Origin of the sequence: Stakelama portus (genome assembly GCF_003171655.1) — a bacterium.
In the GTDB taxonomy this organism is placed as follows: Bacteria; Pseudomonadota; Alphaproteobacteria; order Sphingomonadales; family Sphingomonadaceae; genus Sphingomonas; species Sphingomonas portus.
The window spans coordinates 381,906-402,575 of sequence record NZ_QFZL01000002.1 but is presented as its reverse complement, the minus strand read 5'-3'; the positions used below and the strand labels follow the sequence as shown (position 1 = coordinate 402,575).

At 65.3% G+C, this 20,670-nt stretch carries 20 protein-coding genes; 12 read left to right on the top strand and 8 right to left on the bottom strand.

The window, feature by feature from the left end:
- Positions 1-38: 38 nt before the first annotated feature.
- Positions 39-1,148, bottom strand: a complete 1,110-nt coding sequence (locus DKB74_RS07170) for an SPOR domain-containing protein (protein ID WP_109807442.1) — start codon at positions 1,146-1,148, stop codon at positions 39-41.
- Positions 1,149-1,340: 192 nt separating this feature from the next.
- Between DKB74_RS07170 and DKB74_RS07165 the strand changes: the two genes are divergently transcribed.
- From DKB74_RS07165 to DKB74_RS07155, 3 genes are read left to right on the top strand one after another with little or no spacing between them, the layout of a single operon-like run.
- On the top strand, positions 1,341-2,054 hold the full coding sequence (locus tag DKB74_RS07165) for a ParA family protein (RefSeq protein ID WP_109807441.1): 714 nt from the start codon (positions 1,341-1,343) through the stop codon (positions 2,052-2,054).
- A 14-nt stretch (positions 2,055-2,068) separates the two neighbouring features.
- On the top strand, positions 2,069-2,647 hold the full coding sequence (locus DKB74_RS07160) for a hypothetical protein (RefSeq protein ID WP_109807684.1): 579 nt from the start codon (positions 2,069-2,071) through the stop codon (positions 2,645-2,647).
- On the top strand, positions 2,647-3,987 hold the full coding sequence (locus DKB74_RS07155; protein WP_109807440.1) for an SPOR domain-containing protein: 1,341 nt from the start codon (positions 2,647-2,649) through the stop codon (positions 3,985-3,987). Before DKB74_RS07160 ends, DKB74_RS07155 begins: the two co-directional genes overlap by 1 nt.
- A gap of 10 nt (positions 3,988-3,997) precedes the next feature.
- Here the strand turns inward: DKB74_RS07155 and DKB74_RS07150 are convergent, their stop codons facing one another.
- From DKB74_RS07150 to DKB74_RS07130, 5 genes are all read right to left on the bottom strand, one after another.
- On the bottom strand, positions 3,998-5,215 hold the full coding sequence (locus DKB74_RS07150; protein WP_109807439.1) for a dihydroorotase: 1,218 nt from the start codon (positions 5,213-5,215) through the stop codon (positions 3,998-4,000).
- Entirely contained in the window at positions 5,212-6,201 is a 990-nt protein-coding gene (locus DKB74_RS07145; protein WP_109807438.1) for an aspartate carbamoyltransferase catalytic subunit, read from the bottom strand. Before DKB74_RS07145 ends, DKB74_RS07150 begins: the two co-directional genes overlap by 4 nt.
- 46 nt (positions 6,202-6,247) lie before the next feature.
- Positions 6,248-7,477 (bottom strand): MFS transporter, encoded by a 1,230-nt coding sequence (locus DKB74_RS07140; protein WP_109807683.1) that lies wholly within the window; start codon positions 7,475-7,477, stop codon positions 6,248-6,250.
- Positions 7,478-7,556: 79 nt separating this feature from the next.
- A complete protein-coding gene (gene ruvX / locus DKB74_RS07135) occupies positions 7,557-8,018 on the bottom strand; it encodes a Holliday junction resolvase RuvX (RefSeq protein ID WP_109807437.1) in 462 nt (153 codons plus the stop codon).
- A complete protein-coding gene (locus DKB74_RS07130) occupies positions 8,015-9,169 on the bottom strand; it encodes a DUF3089 domain-containing protein (protein ID WP_109807436.1) in 1,155 nt (384 codons plus the stop codon). The genes ruvX and DKB74_RS07130 overlap by 4 nt, the downstream gene beginning before the upstream one ends.
- A gap of 178 nt (positions 9,170-9,347) precedes the next feature.
- On the opposite strand from DKB74_RS07130, the gene DKB74_RS07125 reads away from it, so the two are divergent.
- From DKB74_RS07125 to DKB74_RS07105, 5 genes are all read left to right on the top strand, one after another.
- Positions 9,348-11,138: a DUF4153 domain-containing protein gene (locus tag DKB74_RS07125; protein WP_161956826.1), complete on the top strand. Its 1,791-nt coding sequence runs from the start codon at positions 9,348-9,350 to the stop codon at positions 11,136-11,138.
- Between the two features lie 53 nt (positions 11,139-11,191).
- Positions 11,192-11,479 (top strand): Asp-tRNA(Asn)/Glu-tRNA(Gln) amidotransferase subunit GatC, encoded by a 288-nt coding sequence (gatC, locus tag DKB74_RS07120; RefSeq protein ID WP_109807434.1) that lies wholly within the window; start codon positions 11,192-11,194, stop codon positions 11,477-11,479.
- A 145-nt stretch (positions 11,480-11,624) separates the two neighbouring features.
- Complete coding sequence (gatA, locus tag DKB74_RS07115; protein ID WP_109807433.1) at positions 11,625-13,109, top strand: Asp-tRNA(Asn)/Glu-tRNA(Gln) amidotransferase subunit GatA; 1,485 nt, start codon at positions 11,625-11,627, stop codon at positions 13,107-13,109.
- A 90-nt stretch (positions 13,110-13,199) separates the two neighbouring features.
- Positions 13,200-14,702: an Asp-tRNA(Asn)/Glu-tRNA(Gln) amidotransferase subunit GatB gene (gene gatB, locus DKB74_RS07110; RefSeq protein ID WP_109807432.1), complete on the top strand. Its 1,503-nt coding sequence runs from the start codon at positions 13,200-13,202 to the stop codon at positions 14,700-14,702.
- Positions 14,703-14,827: 125 nt separating this feature from the next.
- Positions 14,828-15,184 carry a hypothetical protein gene (locus DKB74_RS07105; protein WP_109807431.1) on the top strand — a complete coding sequence of 119 codons (357 nt, stop codon included), beginning with the start codon at positions 14,828-14,830 and terminating at the stop codon, positions 15,182-15,184.
- 4 nt (positions 15,185-15,188) lie between these two features.
- Here DKB74_RS07105 and DKB74_RS07100 read toward each other — a convergent pair whose 3' ends face one another.
- Positions 15,189-15,980, bottom strand: a complete 792-nt coding sequence (locus tag DKB74_RS07100) for a thioesterase family protein (protein WP_109807430.1) — start codon at positions 15,978-15,980, stop codon at positions 15,189-15,191.
- Positions 15,981-16,031: 51 nt separating this feature from the next.
- On the opposite strand from DKB74_RS07100, the gene DKB74_RS07095 reads away from it, so the two are divergent.
- From DKB74_RS07095 to DKB74_RS07085, 3 genes are read left to right on the top strand one after another with little or no spacing between them, the layout of a single operon-like run.
- A complete protein-coding gene (locus DKB74_RS07095) occupies positions 16,032-17,270 on the top strand; it encodes an Nramp family divalent metal transporter (protein ID WP_109807429.1) in 1,239 nt (412 codons plus the stop codon).
- An 11-nt stretch (positions 17,271-17,281) separates the two neighbouring features.
- The gene (locus DKB74_RS07090) at positions 17,282-17,908 is read left to right on the top strand and encodes a peptidylprolyl isomerase (RefSeq protein ID WP_193504397.1); all 627 of its coding nucleotides are present in this window, start codon (positions 17,282-17,284) and stop codon (positions 17,906-17,908) included.
- A gap of 40 nt (positions 17,909-17,948) precedes the next feature.
- A complete protein-coding gene (locus tag DKB74_RS07085; protein ID WP_109807428.1) occupies positions 17,949-18,332 on the top strand; it encodes a hypothetical protein in 384 nt (127 codons plus the stop codon).
- Between the two features lie 46 nt (positions 18,333-18,378).
- Here the strand turns inward: DKB74_RS07085 and DKB74_RS07080 are convergent, their stop codons facing one another.
- Complete coding sequence (locus DKB74_RS07080) at positions 18,379-19,299, bottom strand: AEC family transporter (RefSeq protein WP_239987416.1); 921 nt, start codon at positions 19,297-19,299, stop codon at positions 18,379-18,381.
- A gap of 173 nt (positions 19,300-19,472) precedes the next feature.
- Here DKB74_RS07080 and DKB74_RS07075 point away from each other — a divergent pair, with 173 nt between their 5' ends.
- Positions 19,473-20,642, top strand: coding sequence for a sel1 repeat family protein (locus DKB74_RS07075; protein ID WP_109807426.1), 1,170 nt, complete (start codon positions 19,473-19,475; stop codon positions 20,640-20,642).
- Positions 20,643-20,670 lie beyond the last annotated feature (28 nt).

Here is a 20,670-nt window from a genome sequence, read left to right as displayed (position 1 = left end):
ACCGTCGCGCAGGGGCGACGGTTCGTACCGTTATCGCCTTACGGCGCGACCAGCAGGCAATCGCGGCCGCTGGCCTTGATCGCGTTGCAGCTGCGCAGCGCTTCGGCGCGCGAGGCATAGGGGCCGATCAGCAGCTTGGTCAGCCGTCCCGACCGCACATAATAGGGCTGGAGCCCCTGTGCGGCGGACAGGCGTGAGACATTGCGCCACATGTCGGTGGCATTGTCGGGATCGCTGAACGCGCCCAGCTGGACGCGCCAGCCGCTGTCGACCATTGCGGCCGGACGCGGCGGCGGTGCCGGGCGCTGTGCGACGGGCACCGGCTGAGGCTGGGGCTGCGGCTGCGGCGTCGGAACGAAGGGCGAGGGCGTTTCGGGTTCCGGCTCCGGCGCGCGGGCGGTTTCGATCGGGCGCTGGGCCACCTGTGACGGGGGCAAATCGATCGTCTGGATGCGATTGGGATCGGGTGCCGGTTCGTTCGTCGCCGTCTGGACGGGCGGGTTGCCGCCCGCGGGCGGCTCCGTCACCGGCCCGGCAAAATCCACCGGCAGCTGGGAACGGTTCGATTCCTCTTCGTACCGGCGGGCGAGGGTCAGCCCCTGTTGCCGGTCGTCGATCGAGACATATTGATCCATCTGCGCCAGCGCCTGGCTCGCCTGCGGCAATCCGGTCTGCGAAGCGCGGACCATCAGCGCATAGGCGCGCACCCAGTCGCGCTCGACCTGGTCGCCGTTGAAATACATCGTGCCCAGAACATATTGCGCGCGCGGTTCGCCGCGCAGCGCCGATTGTTCGAGCCACTGCACCGCTTCGCGCTGATTGCCGTTCTGGAACAGGGCGAGCCCGTAATTGTCCGCTGCCTGCGGGTGGCCCTGAATTGCGGCGCGGCGATACCATTCTTCCGCCTGCGCCAGATCGGGCCGGACGCCGCGACCCAGCTTATAGGCCTGACCCAGGTTGAACTGCGCATCGGCATTGCCCGCTTCGGCGGGCGCACGCCATTTCGCGATAGCAGTCGTGTAATCGCCGCGCGACCATGCCTCGACACCTTCCCGAACCGGGTCGGAGGCTTCCGCTGCCTGCTGCGCCGCCGCGGGTGTCGCGATCGGCACGGCGATGGCTGCTGCAAGGATCCACAATGACTTCATGCGCAAAACGCCTCGGCTCGTAATTCGGGTCAATCCGACCCGGCGATGGATAATGGCAATTAACCAGCGTTGGTGAAAGATTCCCTTACGCGCGGCGAGGGGCTTCAACGTCCCTACACGGCACGCATTAACCTCTTCTTATTCCGGACATGGCAATCCTTTCGGGAAATCAGCGGGAGTTTCGAGGGGTACATGCGCGTTCTGGCGATGGCATCGCAGAAAGGCGGGTCTGGAAAGACCACGCTGTCGGGGCATCTGGCGGTTCAGGCCGAACTGGCCGGACAGGGCCCCGTCGTGCTGATCGATATCGATCCGCAGGGCTCGTTGTCCGACTGGTGGAACGAACGCAGCACCGATCTTCCCGCCTATGCCCAGACCACGGTCGCCCGGCTCGCATCCGATCTGGAAGTGCTTCGGCAACAGGGGTTCAAGCTGGCGGTGATCGATACGCCCCCGGCAATTACCATGGCGATCCAAAGCGTTATCACGGTCGCCGAGCTGATCGTCATTCCCACGCGGCCCAGCCCGCACGATCTGCGCGCCGTCGGCGCCACCGTCGATCTGTGCGAACGCGCCGGAAAGCCGCTGGTGTTCGTCGTCAATGCCGCCACGCCCAAGGCGCGAATCACGTCCGAAGCCGCTGTCGCATTGTCGCAGCACGGCACGGTGGCGCCGGTCATCGTCCATCACCGCACCGATTTCGCGTCGTCGATGATCGATGGTCGCACCGTCATGGAAATCGATCCGCGCAGCAAATCGGCAGGCGAAGTCGCTGCGCTGTGGGACTATGTCTCCGACCGGCTCGAAAAGAATTTCCGCCGTACCGTGTTTACCGCGCCTGCCGCGGCGGCCGGTTTCGGCATGGCACGACCCACAGGCGGCTTTGGCCGCCGCGTGGTGAGCTGAGGGAGATGCAGGCGATGCTCGGCGCTCCCAAACCCACCGCTTCGCTTTCCTCGGGCCTGCTGGCGCGCAAGGGCCAGGCGCGTCCGGCGATGCGACCCCAGGGCTATGTCGGCCTGACGCCGCTGTCCGCGCAGGACGATCTTGGTTGGAACGACATGGGCGAGGATTCTGGGACGGCCGCCGCTCCCATCGATGGCCTGACGCCCGCTCCCGCGCCTGCACCTGCACCGGTCGCGCCGGCGCCCGTCGCCACCCCCCCCGTCGCCAAACCCGAAGTGCTGCGCCAGCGCGAAGCACTGGATCAGGAAATCCGCGAGGCGGCGGCGCGCGAAAGCGACGAGCAATCACCCGCGATCGCACCCGATGCGGCGGCGCGCATCGCCCGGGAAATCCATCGCAAGAAACGGCGCGCGGCCTTCACCCTGCGCCTCGATTCCGACCGCCATCTGCGCCTGCGCCTCGCATCGGCGGTAACCAATCGTTCGGCGCAACAGATCGTAACCGAAGCACTCGACGCATTTCTCGATTCGCAACAGGCCGTGGATGCGCTGGTTCACCAGCTCGAGCGGCAGCCGCGACGGAAGGACAGATAATGACTAGCCGCAATTTCCTTTCCATCGGCCTTTCGGCGCTGGTGATCGGCGGGCCATTGGTGGCCGGAGCCGCAGGAACGGCAATGCTCGCCCATGCAGCGACTCTGTCTGCCGATCACGACGCGCGAAAAGCCGCGCGCGATGCCGCAGAGGCGCGCGAGCAGCTGAGCAAGAACAAGCCCGAACGCGCCGTCCGCTACGCCGAATCGGCGGTGGCGAACGATCCGCACAATGCCGAATATCGCGCATTGCTGGGCCAGACCTATCTGATGTCGGGCCGGTTCCAGTCGGCGCAACAGGCGCTGACCGATGCGCTGGCGCTCGATCCGGGCAACGGCACGGTCGCACTGCATCTCGCGCTGTCGCAGATCGCGAATGGCGACTGGGCGGGCGCGCGTCAGGCGCTCGACACGCATTCGAACATCATTCCGGCGGGCGATCGCGGGCTTGCCATGGCGCTGGCCGGCGATCCGGTGGGCGCGGTCGAAGTGCTGCTGCCGGTCGCGCGCCAGCCGGGCGCCACGCCCAAGGTCCGCCAGAATCTGGCACTCGCGCTCGCGCTTTCGGGCCGCTGGCAGGAAGCCAAGTCGCTTGCCGCGCTCGATGTGCCGCCCGATCAGCTCGATCGCCGCATGGCCGACTGGGCGGCCTTTTCGCGCCCGACCAATGCCTATGATCAGGTCGCATCGCTGCTCGGCGTCCGCGCGGTCCAGGATCCGGGTCAGCCCGAGCGGCTGGCGCTTGCCGAAACGATGCAGCCGGTGGCGGCGGCATCGCAGAATATCGATCCGGTCGATGCCTATATGCCCGGCACTGGCGATTCCGCATCGGCGCTGGCGGTTCAGGCCGACCTGCCGGTGACGGATCTGCCCGCTCAAACGCCTGCTCCCGCTCCGGCGCGCGCGCAGGGCGGGGTGGTGTTCGGCCCGTCGCGCGAAGTGGTTCAGGCGCTGCCGAGCGGTTATGCCGTTGCCAGCGCCGCTACCCCTGCACCCGCGCGTCCGGCCGCGTCGCGGCCGTCCGCGGTTGCTACGGCCGCCTCCTCGGGCAATTATTTCGTTCAGCTGGGGGCCTATTCCAGCGCCGCCAATGCGCATTCGGCGTGGCGTCGCGTTTCCGCGCGCTATTCAGTGCTCGGCAGCCACACCCCGTCTCAGGCGCAGGTGTCCACCGGTCGCGGTAATTTCTACCGCCTCTCGGTCGGCGGCTTCTCGCGCAGCGATGCCAATGCGATGTGCCGTCAGGTGCGTTCGGGGGGCGGTTCCTGCTTCGTGCGGACCAGGGCCGGCGACGAAGTCGCGGGCTGGGCGCGCGCGAACGAACAGGTCGCTTCGCGCTGATCCCTTTGCCCTAAAGGACTTCGGTCCCGCCCTTGAACAAGGCGACGGTCTTGCCCTGAACGGGCAGGCCGTCGAACGGCGTATTGCCTGCCTTTGCCGCCATGCGATCCGCCTGAATCTGCCACGGCGCATCGGCATTGACCAGAATAAGGTCCGCCGGGTGACCCACCTCCAGCGTTCCGGTCGACAGCCCCAATATCCGGGCGGGATTGGCGGCGAGCAACGCGAACAGCCGCTCGATCGTCAGCACTTCGTCGCGCACCAGCCCGAGCGATAGCGCGAGCAGCGTTTCGGCGCCCGCCATGCCGGGCGAAGCATCGGCGAAGGGCAGGCGCTTTTCCTCGGGCCCGCGCGGATCATGCCCCGAACCGATGACATCGATCGTACCTTCGCCCAGCGCCCGCAGCGCCGCCTGACGATCGGCTTCGCTGCGCAGCGGCGGCGAAAGATGCGCGAAGGTCCGGAAATCGGTCATCGCCACGTCGGACAGCAGCAGATGGGCAGGGGTGATGCCACAGGTGACCGGCATGCCCGCCCGCTTGGCCGCACGGATCAGGTCGAACCCGCCGGCCGTGGTGACATTGCGGAAATGGAGTTGCGCGCCGGTTTCCTCCGCCAGCATCAGGTCGCGCGCGATTGCCAGCGCTTCGGCGATGGCAGGCGCGGCGGGCAGGCCTAGCCGCGTCGCGGTTTCGCCTGACGTCGCGACCGCATTGCCGGTCAGTCCCGCATCTTCGGCATGCGCGATTACCGCCAGCCCGCAATCGCGGGCATAGGCGAGCACTTTGCGCATCATCCCCGAATCGGCGATCCAGCGGCGCCCGGTGGCGACGGCACGCGCCCCCGCTTCGGCATTGATCGCCATTTCACCCAGATCCTTGCCTTCCAGCCCGGCCGTGGCGGCGGCAATCGGGTGGACCCACAGCTCGGGCTTGCCCATCGCGGAGGCGCGCTGAATGATGCCCGGGCCATCGAGGATCGGCGATTGATCGGGCATCAGGCCGATGCGGGCGATGCCGCCTGCGCGCATCGCCGCCTTGTCCATCGCGAATACGCCCAGATCGACAATCGCGGGGGCGAGCAGCAGCCCGCCGACATCGACGGTTTCGGCATCGGACGGCGCTTCGACCGTGCCGACCGCAGCGATGGTGTCGCCATCGACCAAAAGGCTGCCCTCGGCGATATGGTCGGACAGGACGAGCCGCGCATTGGTGAACAGCCGCTTCATGCCCAACCCTCCACGCCGCGTTCGTGCCGCGTCAGTACGTCGAGGCACGCCATACGCACCGCGACGCCCATCGCCACCTGTTCGGTGATTGCCGACCGCTGCTTGTCGTCGGCGACGCTCGAGGTGATTTCGACGCCGCGATTCATCGGGCCGGGGTGCATCACCAGCGCATCGGGCCTGGCGCGTTCCAGCCGCTCGGGCGTCAGCCCATAGCGCATGTGAAATTCGCGGGTCGACGGGATGAACCCGCCCGACATGCGCTCATTCTGCAGCCGCAGCATCATCACCACATCCGCGCCTTCCAGCGCGGCGTCGAAATCGCTGAACGGCGTGACGCCCATCCGCTCGACTTCGGCGGGCATCAGTGTCGAGGGGGCCACGACGCGCACTTCGGCGGCGAGCGCGGTCAGCGCCAGCATGTTCGATCGCGCGACGCGGCTGTGGAGAATGTCGCCGCAGATCACTACGCGCTGTCCGGCAACCGCGCCCCGGCGACGGCGGATGGTAAGCGCGTCGAGCAGTGCCTGGGTCGGATGTTCGTGCCAGCCATCGCCGGCATTCAGAACCGGGCAATCGACCTTGTCCGCGATCAGCTGCACCGCGCCCGAACTGCCATGGCGGATCACGATCACATCGGCACGCATCGCGTTCAGCGTGACGGCAGTGTCGATCAGCGTTTCGCCCTTCTTCACGCTCGATTGCGCGGCGTGCATGTTTACCACGTCCGCGCCCAGCCGCTTGCCCGCGATTTCGAAGCTGAGCAGCGTACGCGTCGAATTTTCGAAAAAGGCGTTGATCTGCGTCAGCCCGGCCAGCCGGTCGCTCAATCGCCCGCGTTCCTTGTTCGCCTCCACCCATTGTTCCGCTTCGTCGAGCAGGAACATGATTTCGTGCGGCTGCAAACCGGCAATGCCGGTAAGGTGCCTGTGCGGAAAGGCTTCGCTGCCGTTCAGGACGGCACCGGGGCGATGATCGGACGCTGACATTAAAGCGGTCGCGTAGCTCCGCTCGCCCCATGTGGCAAGGGCCCGTTCATGGCGTGTCCCCGGTCCGGGGATCGAGCGAAGCGGCCATCGGCGTGGTCCGCGGCAGGATCGCAAAATCCTGTTGCTGCGCTTCGGGCACGGGGTCGGTGCGCCATTGGCGCCAGAGGCCGAAACCGAACACGCCGGCGGCGCACAGGGCGATGAACAGGAACAGCCCGTCGGGGCCGATCACCTGCATCGCGCCCCCGGCAACGAACGGGCCCGCCGCCGCCCCAAGCGAATAGAGAAGGACCAGCCCGCCGCTCGCGCCAACGCGCTGGTTCGGCCTCAGATGGTCGTTGGTATGCGCGACGCACAGCGGATAGAGTGCGAAGCCCAGTCCTCCGAACGCGGCGCCCAATGCCGCTAGTGCGACACCTTCCGCGCCTGCCAGTGCCAGCGCCAGGCTGGACAGGATGGTGCCGCCATAGAGCCACACGATCACCTTGCGCCGGTCGAACCGGTCGGACAGCCGCCCGAGCGGGATTTGCAGCGCTACCCCGCCCAGGATCACTGCCGTCATGAACCACGCCGCGTCGCTGACGCCGCCGCCTTCGCGCAGCACATAGACGGCGCCGAGCGCGTAAAAGGCGCCGAAGATCAGTCCGGTGGCAATGGTGCCGACACATCCGAGCGGCGAGACACGGTACAGGTCGCTCACGCCCATCGGTGTGGCATCGGACACTTCGGGGCTGGCAATACGCGTCAGCGCGATCGGCAGCGCCGCGAGCGAGATCAGCATCGCTGCCATGGCGAAGGGCAGGGCGCGCCCGTCCATCCCCAGTGTCAGCAGCAACTGTCCCAGCGCCTGTCCCGAATAGACCGCGATCATATAGCTCGCCAGCATCGCGCCGCGCGTCGACGGTTCGGCGCGTTCGTTGAGCCAGCTTTCAAGGCAGATGAACACGCCCGCCATCGCGAGCCCGTTGACGAAGCGCAGCGCGGCCCAGCCCAGCCCCGGCGGAACGATCGGGAAGGCAAGCGTGGTCACTGTCAGCAGCGACGCGACCGCAGCAAAGGTGCGGATATGCCCGACCCGCGCGATCAGCGCGCCGACTCGCCGCGATCCCAGCGAAAGTCCGGCGAAATAGCCGGTGCCGACAATACCGATCATCAGCGCATGGCTGCCCCCGGCATCGAGCCGGAGGCTGACGAGCGTCGCGAGAAAACTGCTTCCCGCCATCAGGGTGAAGATGGCCACGAGCAGGCTCGGCACGGAAAACATGGCGGCCAGCATGATGCGCGGCTCCATGCCCGTTCGGTGCCGTATTTCCAACCCCTTGCGCCCGATCAGCGCGGAATCGGCATGCGCTCCGTCAGTGCCGGACCAGCGCGTCGATCGCGCCCTGAAGGATGTGCGCGGCGGCCATTTTGTCGACCAGTTCGGCGCGTTTCGCGCGGCTCGCATCCTGTTCGATCAGCGTCCGTTCGACCGCGACCGTCGACCAGCGTTCGTCCCACAGCAGGATGGGCAGCGCGATATCGTCCATGTTGCGGGCAAAGGCGCGAGTCGATTGCGTGCGCGGGCTGTCGGTCCCGTCCATGTTGAGCGGCAGGCCGATGACAATGCCCTTCACCTGCTGCGCCACGATCAGATCGGCGATCGCCGCCTTGTCCCTGGTGAATTTGCCCCGGCGGATCAGCAGCGCCGGGCTGGCAAAGGACCAGCCCGCATCGCACAGCGCAGTGCCGATCGTCTTGGTGCCGACATCCAGCCCGATCAGCCGCCCGGCATCGGGCAGGGCGGCACGGAAATCGGCGGCGGCGGTGGTGATCACCTGGCTTCGAACGCGGCAAGACGGCGCGCGGCATCGGCGCGGACATTCGCCCAGAACAGGCTGTAATCGAACACATGGTAATTATTGCCCGGCAGCACGAACTGGCCAAGATTGGGCGGCGTCCTGCCGATGCTCAATATGCCGCGCCCCTGACAGGATGCGGGCACCCCGCCGGGCACCATCTGCGCGTTCGAAAAGCTCGCATCGGGCAGCAGCGTACCCAGATTGTCCTGCGCCGGGGCGCTGGTGTCGGGTGTGCCGGTAATGGGATTGGTGCACAGCAGCGGCGTATCCTTGCGCGGCGCACCCGTATAGCCGTTAGTCGCATCGAACTTGTCGAAAATCAGGCTGGGATCGGCGGGTTCGGAAAAGCTCTGCCAGGAAAGGATGCAGCCCGCTTCGTCGGGACCGGTACAGGCAGGCAGGCCGAGCGCGGGCAAATCGGCGGGGATCGAAATCGGCCAGCCGACGACATAGGCCGCGACGATACGCTTCGCGAGCGGCTTGCCGGCAACCCGATCGATAAGCAGCCGGGTGAGGTGCAGCGACCCTTGACTATGTCCGGCCAGGATGATCGGCCGGTCGCCCGCTTCCTTCAGAAACGCGTCGAACGCGGCGAGCACGTCGCCATAGGCAAGGTCCAGCGCCTGTTGCGCCGCCGCATCGCTGGTCAGGAACGCTCCGAATGTCGCCTGGCGATAGCGCGGCGCCCAGATCGCACCCACGTCGTTGAACGCACTTGCCTGACCGCGCAGGAACAATTCGGCGGTGCTGTTCGCCTCGACATCGGTAAGCGGCGCGTTCCACTGCGCGCGGTTCATGTACGAAGTGGGGTGGATGAAGAAGACTGCGGCGGGCGGGTCCGATGCGGGCTGCATCCCGGCGGGCGTCCACAGCGCCGGGTTACCCGGCTTGTCGGGACGCGCCAGCCACATATCGGCGCGGGCATAGCCTTGCGGTTCGATCGGTGCCTGCGCGGCGAAGCCGGCGCTGGGCACCATCGAGCGCCGGATCAGCTCCATGCCCCAGAAGCGATAGGTAAAGGCTGCGGCGAGCGTCAGCATGACCAGAACTGCAATCCCATAGAGGAACCAGCGTGTGTATCGCGTCGGATGGCGCGAACGCCGGGCGTTGCCCGTCGATCCCGTCATGCCCTCAATGCCTCTCGCCTTATCCGTCCTGCGGCTCAAAACCGGCTCCGTTGTGCAGTGCAACATAAGCGCTCGTCCGCGCCTTTACCAGCCTCCTGCAGGACGAAACGGCGCGATGCAATCGCGATTGACCTTGTTTCCAATTCGCGAGATGCCTTGTGTCCAGGGGAGAGGGAACATGCAGGAAGCTGAAGTCGAAGTCGTGGAAACGACAGAAATGTCGTGGCCGTTGCGACCGTTGCTGCTGGCGATACTTGGGCTCGTCGCAGGCGCCATCGTGTATTTCCTTGTCGGGCGCGACTTGGGCACGTCGCCGACGACGATGGCGCTGACGATCGCGACGTTCGTCGTGGTCGCTGCCGGTCTGGTCGGCTTCACGCTCGAACGCCGGGCGATTCTCTCTGCGGTGATCTTCTCGCTGCTGTGGGGCGCGGTGGCGGCGCTGGTCGCCTATTGGAACGGCAATCCGGCGGACTGGGATACGCTGGCGGGCTGGCGGATGATGAGCCTTGCGCTCGCCGCCGGAATCGCCGCGCCATTTTATCAGGTCGCCCGCGATTCGGAGTCGCTCACCTTCGATTATCGCGCAACGCACGATCACGCCTGGACCAATGTGGTGCTGTGGTGTGCCGCCTGGGCGTTCGTTTTCATCGTCTATCTGATGATCGCGCTGCTCGATCAGCTGTTCCGCCTGATCGGGATCGCATGGATCGGCGATCTGATGCGCGAAAACTGGTTCGCGCCGATGTTCATCGGGCTGAATTTCGGGCTTGGCCTGGGATTGCTGCACGAACATGTCGGTGTGGTGCGGATGGTGCAGCAGGTGGTGGCGCGCGTGCTGGCGGTATTGTCGCCGGTGCTGGCGGCGGGGCTGGTCCTGTTCCTGATCGCGCTGCCGTTCGCGGGCCTCGGCGCGCTGTGGGATGCGACCGTCTGGCCGACCGGGACGCTGCTCACTTGCGTGATCGGCGCGCTGATCCTCGCCAACGCCGTGATTGGTAACGATGCCGGGCAGGAATCGCGGACGCGTGTGCTTCGCTGGGGTGCGCTGGCGCTGGCGCTGGCGATGTTGCCGCTCGCGGTCGTCGCGGCCTGCTCCACCTTCGTGCGCATCCAGCAATATGGTTTCACGCCCGAACGGCTCTGGGCGGTCGTGTTCGTCGGCGTCGCCTGCGCCTATGGCCTCGCCTATCTGCTGGCAGTGGTGATCGATCGCGCCGCATGGATGGCGCGCGTGCGGTCGCTCAACCTGTGGCTCGGCGGAGGGCTCTGCGTGCTCGCGCTGCTGCTCGCCACACCCTTTGTTGCATTTCAGTCGCTATCGACTCGCGATCAGCTGGCGCGCCTGCAAAGCGGCGCGGTTTCGCCGTCCGATTTCGACTGGACGGCGCTCGCGTTCGACTTTGGCAAACCCGGTCGCAACGCGCTGACTCGGCTGGCGGAGAGCGACAAGCCCGAAATCCGGACGGCCGCCGCCGAGGCGCTGAAGTGGGAAGATCGCTGGGATGGCGATCAGGCACAGGCCGCATCCGAAGATACGCAGCAGGCAATGGCGAAACTGCGCGTCCTGCCGCAGGACGCTACCGTGCCCGAAGCGCTGCAGCCATTGGTCGGCGCAGCTTGGCCCTGTTCGCTGGGGGAGGGATGTACGTTGCTGTTCAGCGAGAGCGGAAGCGAGGCGATTCTGTTCTCCGGCAGCTGCTATCCGGCGTTGGTCGAGGTGGAAGCCGCGGCGGAGATTGCGGCTGCCGCGGTCGTAAAAGGTTCGCGGCCTTATGGTTGCGATCCGATTGCGTTTCGCAAGGGCGAGGATGGCTGGGTTCGCGTCGATCAGAGCCTTGATCGTTATACCGACGCACAAAGGGCGCGGCTGCGCCAAAGCTTCGAACGGGGCGACGTCGATATCCGCACGGTCGAAAGCCGCCAGATCTTCGTCGGCGGTGAGCCTGTTGGCGAGCCTTTCAAATAGACATGCGCGAATAGCATTGCGCGGGCGCGCGTGGCGGTGCTAGCCGCCGATCCATGTCCGTAGACCAGAACATTGTGCGCAAGGTGGCGAGCCTTGCCCGCATCGCGATCACCGATGAGGAAGCCGAACGGCTGACTCCCGAGCTCAACAATATCCTCGGCTGGGTAGAGCAGCTGGGTGAGGTGGATACGTCGTCGGTCGAACCGATGACCGCCGTCATCCCCAACACGCTGCGCCTGCGCGACGATGTCGTCACCGAAGGCGATCAGCGCGACGCGGTGCTGGCCAACGCGCCGCAGGGCGAACATGGCTTCTTTACCGTGCCGAAGGTGGTGGAATGATGGTCGCGCACCCGTCCCGCACCTACACCGTTGGGGCTGAGCTTGTCGAAGCTCCGTCCTTCTTCTGCGCGCCGATATGCAAGGCAGAACCGCGCTTCGACAGGCTCAGCGCAAGCGGAGCATTTTCGCGCAATGGAGGCCGCGCATGACCGATGTAACCGATCTCGGCGTCGCGGCGATCCGTGACGGCATCCGCACCAAGGCGTTTTCGGCGCGCGAAGTCGCCGACGCCTTCATCGTCAAGGTGAGCAAGGCAAAGGCGCTCAACGCCTTCATCGTCGAAACCCCCGATCACGCCATCGCCGCCGCCAAGGCTGCCGATGACGCGGTCGCGGCGGGCGAAACGCTCAAGCCGCTGGCCGGCGTGCCGATCGGCATGAAGGACCTGTTCTGTACCAAGGGCGTGCAGACCACTGCCGCCAGCCACATGCTCGAAGGATTCATCCCCCAGTATGAATCGACCGTTTCGCGCCATTTGTGGGAAGCGGGCGCGGGGATGCTGGGCAAGCTCAACCTCGACCAGTTCGCCATGGGTTCGTCGAACGAAACCAGCTATTTCGGCAATGTGATCTCGCCCTGGCGGCGCGGCGGCGGCGACAATGCCGCGCTGGCGCCGGGTGGCAGCTCGGGCGGCAGCTCGACGGCGATCGCGGCGCGGCTCTGCCCGGCGGCGACCGGCACCGATACCGGCGGCTCGATCCGCCAGCCCGCGGCCTTTACCGGCATTTCGGGGATCAAGCCGACCTATGGCCGCTGTTCGCGCTGGGGCGTGGTGGCGTTCGCCAGTTCGCTCGATCAGGCCGGACCGATGGCGCATGACGTCAAGGATTGCGCGATCATGCTCGAAGCCATGGCGGGCTTCGATCCCAAGGATGCGACGTCGCTCGACCTGCCCGTACCCAAATGGGAAGCGGGCCTCAATTCGGACATGCGCGGCAAGAAGATCGGTATTCCCAAGGAATATCGCGTCGACAATATGCCCGCCGAAATCGACGCGCTGTGGCAGCAGGGCATCGACTGGATGAAGGATGCGGGTGCCGAAATCGTCGAGGTTTCGCTGCCGCACACCAAATATGCGCTGCCTGCCTATTACATCATCGCACCGGCCGAATGTTCGTCGAACCTCGCCCGCTATGATGGCGTCCGCTATGGCCTGCGCGATCTTCCCGAAGGCGCCAACCTTCAGGAAATGTATGCCGCGACGCGCGCCGCCGGGTTTGGCGACGAAGTGAAGCGCCGCATCATGATCGGCACCTATGTGCTGTCGGCGGGCTTTTACGACGCCTATTACACGCAGGCGCAGAAGGTCCGCACGCTGATCGCGCGCGATTTCGAAAGTGCGTGGATGGCGTGCGATTATCTGCTGACTCCGACCGCGCCGAGCGCCGCGTTCGCGCTGGGCGAAAAATCGGCCGATCCGCTGGCGATGTATCTCAACGACGTCTTCACCGTGCCCAGTTCGCTTGCCGGCCTGCCCGCGATGAGCGTGCCCGGCGGTCTCGACAAGAACGGCCTGCCGCTTGGCCTTCAGATCATCGGCAAGCCGCTCGACGAGCAGGGCGTGCTCAACGCCGGTCTGGCGATCGAGCAACGCGCCGGGTTTACCGCGCGGCCGGAGGCCTGGTGGTGATTTATTTGGTTCCGTTCGTGTCGCGCGCAGTCGCGACACGCTTTAGGAACGCTATGTCCCTCGACTTCGCTCGGGACGAACGGTGAGAATATGACGGAATCAACCTACCGCATCCATGGCGACACTGGCGAATGGGAGGTCGTGATCGGCCTTGAAGTCCATGCGCAGGTGACGACGCAGGCAAAGCTGTTTTCGGGCGCGCCGACGGCGTTCGGGGCGGAGCCGAACACCCAGGTCAGCCTGGTCGACGCGGCGATGCCCGGCATGCTGCCCGTGCCCAATCGCGAGTGCATCCGTCAGGCGGTGCGCACCGGCATGGCGCTGGGCGCAGTGATCAACAAATGGTCGCGCTTCGACCGCAAGAATTATTTCTACGCCGATCTGCCGCAGGGCTATCAGATCAGCCAGCTCTACCACCCGCTGGTCGGCGAGGGCGCGATCGACGTCCAGCTGGACGAGAAAGACCCCGAATCGCCGACCAAGACGATCGGGATCGAGCGGATTCACGTCGAACAGGATGCCGGCAAGCTGATGCACGATCAGCATCCGACGCGTTCCTATGTCGACCTCAATCGCTCGGGCGTCGCGCTGATGGAAATCGTCAGCCGCCCCGACATGCGTTCGCCGCAGGAAGCCGGTGCCTATCTTTCCAAGCTGCGCTCGATCCTGCGCTATGTCGGCTCGTGCGACGGCAATATGGATCAGGGCTCGATGCGCGCCGACGTCAATGTCAGCGTGCGCAAGCCCGGCGGCGAACTCGGCACGCGTACCGAAACGAAGAACGTCAACTCGGTCCGTTTCGTCATGCAGGCGATCGAGAGCGAAGCCCAGCGTCAGGTCGAAGTGATCGAAAGCGGCGGCCGGATCGTTCAGGAAACCCGCCTGTTCGATCCGGACAAGGGCGAAACCCGGTCGATGCGGTCAAAGGAAGACGCGCATGACTATCGCTATTTCCCCGATCCCGATCTGCTGCCGCTCGAACTCGACGATGCGTTTCTCGACGAATGCAAGGCGAGCCTTCCCGAACTGCCCGATGCCAAGCGTCGCCGCTATGAAGGCGATCTGGGCCTTACCGCCTATAACGCCGCCGTTCTGACCGCGGACGCGGATACGGCTCGCTGGTTCGAGGCACTGCTCGCCGAAAGCGCGCGCGTGCAGAAAAAGGGTGAGCCCGAGGTTGCCCGTGCTGCCGCCAACTGGCTGATTTCCGATCTGTTCGGCGCGCTCAACCGGCTTGGCAAGAGCATCGACACCAGCCCGGTCTCGCCCGAAGAAGGCGCCGAACTGCTCGCGCTGATCGCCGACGGCACGATTTCCAACACGATCGGCAAGCAGGTGTTCGAGATCATGCTCGAAACCGGCGACACGCCCGGCAAGATCGTCGAGGAAAAGGGCCTCAAACAGACCAGCGATACCGGCGCCATCGAAAAGGTGATCGCCGACATCATGGCCGCAAACGAGGACAAGGTCGTCGAATATCGCGGCGGCAAGGACAAGCTGTTCGGCTTTTTCGTCGGTCAGACGATGAAGGCGATGCAGGGCAAGGCCAATCCGCAGGTCGTCAACGAACTGCTGAAGAAAGCGCTCGGCTGACCCGACGTCATGGTTAGCGGAATCTGATCGCGGATCTGCGTTTAAATACGCGGGTTCGCGATGCCGCGCGCTGCGCTATCCTGCACATTCCAGGGCCAGATTGATTGCGATGCGGAGGCGAAGCAATGTCGGCCGATGGACCGAAACCTGTCACCAATGACGCGGCCTATATGGTCGACTATGTGAAGGTGCGTCCCTTCTTCAATTCGGCCTATGTCATTCGCGGCAAGGATGATGTGCGCACCGCCGAAATCCCCGATGTGGTGGTGTCGATCTCCGATGCCGCGCGCGCGGCTTATGCCGGGATGACCGCGCAACAGATCAGCGAAATCGGCAAATATCGCCAGGTCGGCGAAGTGTCGGAGGATCAGCCGCCATCGGTCGATCCGCCGCCGCGTCAATCGGCCACCCCGCCCACGCCACAGGTTCAGGCTCCGCAGGGAACGCCGGGCGTTGCCGGCGACAGCTTCCCCGACGTCTGACGGCCTAAACGAACAGCGCGACAAATTGCGTTGCCGTGGCGATTGCGTCGCCGCGGCTGTTGTGGATGCTCATCTGCTGCCCGCTCGATCCCGACTGGACATGGTCGCTGGTGGTGCGCAACAGCCACCATCCGTCTTCGGTCTCGGGCTGTTCGACCAGCAGGTTGATCTGCCAGTTCATCGAACTGAGCGGCCCGAATTCGCGGAACAGGCGCATCGCGGCGGGCGGCAATACGTCGCCGATCACTGCCAGCTCGACCATCGGGTCGAGGCCGCTGCGGTCGTGCAGCCGCACCCAGCGCGAAAGATGCGCGACCGCCGAATCCTCTTCGCCGGTCGACCGGATATCGAAATTGCCGACGAATCTCGGTGCCATGGCGGGCGGCGTCGTGGCCGGTTTGCGCGGCGGCAGCTGCGCCGCATCGATACCGCGCGGCGGCATTTCCACATGCGATTCGCGCGCATGCATGAAAATGAACACGATCCGCACGCCCAGCCCGCCATCGGCCACGACATCGGCCTGGATATAGGCGGCGGTGCGTCCGCGCCGCAGCAATTCGGTGCGGATCTCCGCCTCGCCCGAAACCGGGCCTATGAACGCGACCTGCGCCGATCGCAGCGGCGGCAGATCGGGCCAGCGCCGCTTGACCATCGCCAATGCCAACGCCGTGGTCAGCCCGCCATAGGCAGTGCGCCCCTGTTTCCAGCCGTCGGGAATAAGGATGCGCGGCGTTTCGATATCGGGCAGAGAAGCGATCAGCTCAGGCAGGGATGGGGCAGGAGTATCGTCCGTCATGGCAGCTTCCTTGCCAGCGGATTTCCTCCGGTGCCAGCAAAAAGGTTGCGAATGGAAACGGAAAATACCGCGCCGACCGGAAGCCGCTGGAAACTGATCGGGCCGGGGCTCGTCGCCGCCGCCACCGGCGTGGGTGCGGGCGATCTGGTCGCGACGCTGATCGCGGGCACGCGCTTTGGCTATGCGCTGCTCTGGGCCGCGATCATCGGTTGCATCGTCAAGATCGCGCTCGCCGAAGGGGTGGGGCGCTATCATCTGGTCAGCGGGCGCACCATCTTTCAGGGGTGGCAGTCGCTCGGGCGCTGGGCGGGCTGGTATTTCGGCGCCTATATCATCGTCTGGGGCTTCATCTATGGCGCGACGGCGATGAGCGCGACTGCGCTGCCGCTCGCCGCGCTGATGCCGTTTCTGCCGTTATGGGCCTGGGCGGTCATCGCCGGGCTGGTCGGCTTCGTCTTCGTCTGGTTCAATCACTATCAGGCGTTCGAAAATGTGATGAAGGCGCTGGTCGCGGTGATGTTCGTGGTGATGGTCGGGCTGGCGATTCTCGTCGTCCCGCATCTGGGCGAACTCATCGCTGGTCTGGTGCCGAACGTGCCCGAACATTCGCTCTTCTACACGCTCGGCCTGATCGGCGGCGTCGGCGGGACGATCACGATCGCCACCTATGGCTATTGGACGCATGCCAAGGGGTGGCGCGGCCCGGCATGGCTGGGCGTCATGCGGCTCGACAATGGCGTTGCCTATGCCATCACCGGCATATTCGTCGTCGCGATGCTGATCGTCGGTGCCGAACTTCTCCATGGCGCACAGGTGGCGCTGGCTTCGGGCGGGCGGGGGCTGGTCGACCTCAGCGATATCCTCGCCCAGCGATTCGGGCGGCCGATCGCGATCGCGTTCCTGATCGGATTTGCCGCCAGCGCCTTTTCCTCGTTGCTCGGCGTGTGGCAGGGGGTCAGCCTGATGTTCGCCGATTTCGTCGCGCATGTCGGCGGACGCGAAGAGCCCGATCCCGAACGCAGCCTGCCCTATCCCGCCTATCTGCTCTGGCTCACCTTTCCGCCGATGCTGTTGCTGTTCCTTGGCAAGCCGTTCTTCCTCGTCATTCTCTATGGCGCGTTCGGGGCGTTTTTCATGCCCTTCCTCGCGGTGACGCTGCTGCTGTTGCTCAACCGGGGCGATATGCCTGCGGAGGGGCGCAGCGGATGGCTGTCCAATATCGTGCTGGGCGCTGCGGCCTTGCTCTTCGTGGCACTCTGCGGGCAGGAACTGATCGGAATGTTCGGATAGGGGAGACCAAAATGCGGTGGATTGCGGCGATCGGAGCGATGCTGATGCTGGCGGCGATTCCGGCGCATGCCCAGGAAGTGGTCCAGCAGCTGCCGCCGCCCGCGACCGAGCGTGTGGCGCTCGATACCAGCGCGGGCCGCATCGTGCTGGAGGTCGAAACCGATCGCGCGCCGGTCACCGCCGCCAATTTCCTGCGCTATGTCGATCATCACCGGCTCGACGGCGTGAAATTCTATCGCGTGGTGAAGGTCGATACCCATTGGGGCTTCGTCCAGTTCGGCGTCCAGAATGCGCGCAATCGCGTCTATCCGCCGATCGCGCACGAACCGACGACGCAGACCGGCCTGACGCACAGCGACGGCACCATCACCGTCGCCCGCGCCGAGCCGGGAACCGGGCAGGGCGAATTCGTGATCGTCCTCGGCGATCAGAGCGGTTCGTTCGACGCACATCCCGATGCCGAGGGCGATGGCGACAAGCTGGGCAACGCCGCATTCGGCCGCGTGGTCGAGGGGATGGACGTGCTGCTGTCGATCTTCGACGCGCCGGTTTCCGACACCGCGACGATACAGGGCGTGTTTCAGGGTCAGGTGCCCGAGGAACCGGTCACGATTTTGAAGGCAGAGCGAGTGGAGTGACCCACATGGGTTAGCGCCTGTTTTGGCAATGAAAGTTTCAATGAAGGGTAAGGGGGCGTCGGCAGCTTATTCCAAGCTGCTGGCTATCCTTGCACTCTTCCTGATCGCATCCTGCGCATTCCCAACCTGGAGCGCCGCCAAACGAGAAGCAATCGGAACCGAATCCCGATCTCTAATGGCGCGCATCGTCGTTACGCCCGAACAGCCGGGGCACCAACTGCCACCCGATCAGTGGCCTCACGAGATTGCCAGCCTGAATCCGGTTTCGGTGACGGTCGAGTGGTGGGGCGTCGACATCGTGACGAAAAGCTGGATGGACGGGGGCTGGGGGTACCACATACCTCGCGACAGCAACGTGTTGCCAATGCCGCGTGGCTGCTATTCGGAGATTGCCGACGGGGTCTTCTGGCACGAACCTTGTTGACCGAAATGCTTCTGCAATTCTGTGACAGAGAGCCGTCGGGGGGCCTCTACCCCAGCAGCAGCATCGCCAGCACGCTGAGCGTCGCCACCGATATCAGCGTCGAGATCAGGATCACCCGCGCGGTCAGTGCCACGTCGCGCTCGTAAAGCTGGGCGGCCATGAACGGCCCGGTGCCGGTCGGCATGGCGGCGAGCAGCAGCGCAGCGGCGGCCCATTCGCGCGACAGCGGCAGGATCAGCAGCATCGCCGCCGTGACGGCAGGTTGCACCAACAGCTTGAGGACCGTCGTCACGGCTACCGGCATCGCCGGCGCCTTTGGCCGCGGGATCGCCAGGAACACGCCGATCGTCACCAGCGCCACCGGCGTAGTCGATGCGCCCAGCATCGTCAGGAACGTCTTGGCGGGAGCAGGCATGCCGAGCCCCAGCGCGTTCCATATCAACCCCGCGACCGGCGCGAACACCAATGGATTGCGGATAACGCCGATTCCCACGCGACCCAGCGTCTTGCCGATTCCCGCACCGCGATGGATGTCGAACTCCACCAGCGCGACCGAAATCGCGAACAGCAGGAAAACCGTCAGCATTGATGCCAGCATCGCCGCAGCGACACCCAGCGTGCCGAGCAGGCCGCCCAGCAGCGGGATGCCCAGATAGGCCGTATTCGAATAGCCTGCAGCCAATCCCTGAATCGCGCGTTCGCCCAGCGGGCTGTGTCGGGAAGCGAACATCGACAGGCCGAATGTGACGGCCATCCCCACGGCGAAGACGGCGATGAAGCGTGCCTGCCCCAGCAACGCCCAGTCCGCTTCGGCCATGAAATCGAACATCAGCGCGGGCAACGCCAGCCACACGACATATTGGTTGAGCAGCGCGACGCCGTCTTCGCCAACAATGCGAAGTCGGCCGAATGCAAAGCCGGCGGCAATGATCGCAAAGATCGGAAGCGTGACGAGGAGGGTGGACAAGCTGTGGCCCCGAATGGCGTTCGCCGTCCCATAGTCATCGGCTTTCATGCTGTCACGGCGTTACGCCGGACCTCCGGACGCGCCGTCCCCCGGGGCTCTGTCGGGTCTTCGCCAATCATTACAAATATCGTTACCGCGTTGCCTGAACCGCGCGGGCGAGTCAGTTTTGCGGCATGAATAGTCCGGTTCATGCGCTCGCCCGGCCGATTGTCGCGATTGCGATATCCGCGGCCGCCCTGTTCCTCCCCGGCGCTGTCGCGCAGGCTCAGACATCCGCCGCTACCGAATGTTCGGCGCGCGCGATGGGGCCGTGCGTTGCAAAGGCAAATGCGATGAAGGCGCGGCGCGAATATCGCGCGGCGGCCGATTATCTCGAACCGGCCTGCCGGCGCGGCATCGGCGATGCGTGTCGCGAAATTTGGCCGCTGTTGCTGCAGGCGCAATATGGCATTCGCGATGGTGCCCGCTTCTATGCCATTTACGATCAGGCATGCGCGGCTGGTGACGCCGATGCCTGTGGCGATGCGGCGCTGGTCGCGGCGGGCTATTCCGGCGAAGTGCCCAATCGCCAGTTCAGCGATTACCGCAAGGTGCGCCGCTATGGCGAACCGGGATGCCGTGGGAACGATCTGGAGGCATGCTATGCCATGCTGCGGCTCTATGCCGATCCCGAATCGCCGTTCCGCAATCCCGATCAGGGCGTCATCTATGCCCGGAAAAGCTGCGAGATGGGCGAACCGACATCCTGCGCGATCGGCAGCAATCTGATCGGCGACATGTCGACCACCGTCTTTGCGCAACGTTCGGCCGAAGCGCTGTGGTTCTCGGAAAAAGCCTGCGGCCATGGTGCGCAGGATTTCTGTGCCTCGCTGCCGAACCTGCGGACGCTTGCCGCGCGCGTGCGGCAATATGGTCCGAACGATGCCTATCACATGTTCATCGTCGACCAGGGGTTCAGCTTCAATAATTGGGGCGGTTCGGTCGCCTATGCCGTCAACGAGGCGCGCAACCAGGCCTCGACTCGCTACGCCATCCGGCGCGTCGCCGAACTGGGGCGGATGAACTACGTCAACCAGAACGACCTTTACACGATCGAACATTATTATGGCGGCGAACAGGCCGGCCAGCTCGCCCGTACCGAACTGGCGCGGCGCCAGCGGCTCGACGAACGCGAGCGCCGCCGCGCCGAGTCCGAACGCCAGCGCGCCGCGCAAAGCGCGGGTTCCTATGTCGGCAGCGGCTCTTCCCGGTCGGGCGGATATCGACCGCCGCCGCGCAGCGGCGTGGTCCGCTGCACGACGTATGAAGGCTATGGCGGCGGCACGGTGTGCAAGGAAGACTAGGTCGTGAACCCATAAACGACGCCTCGGC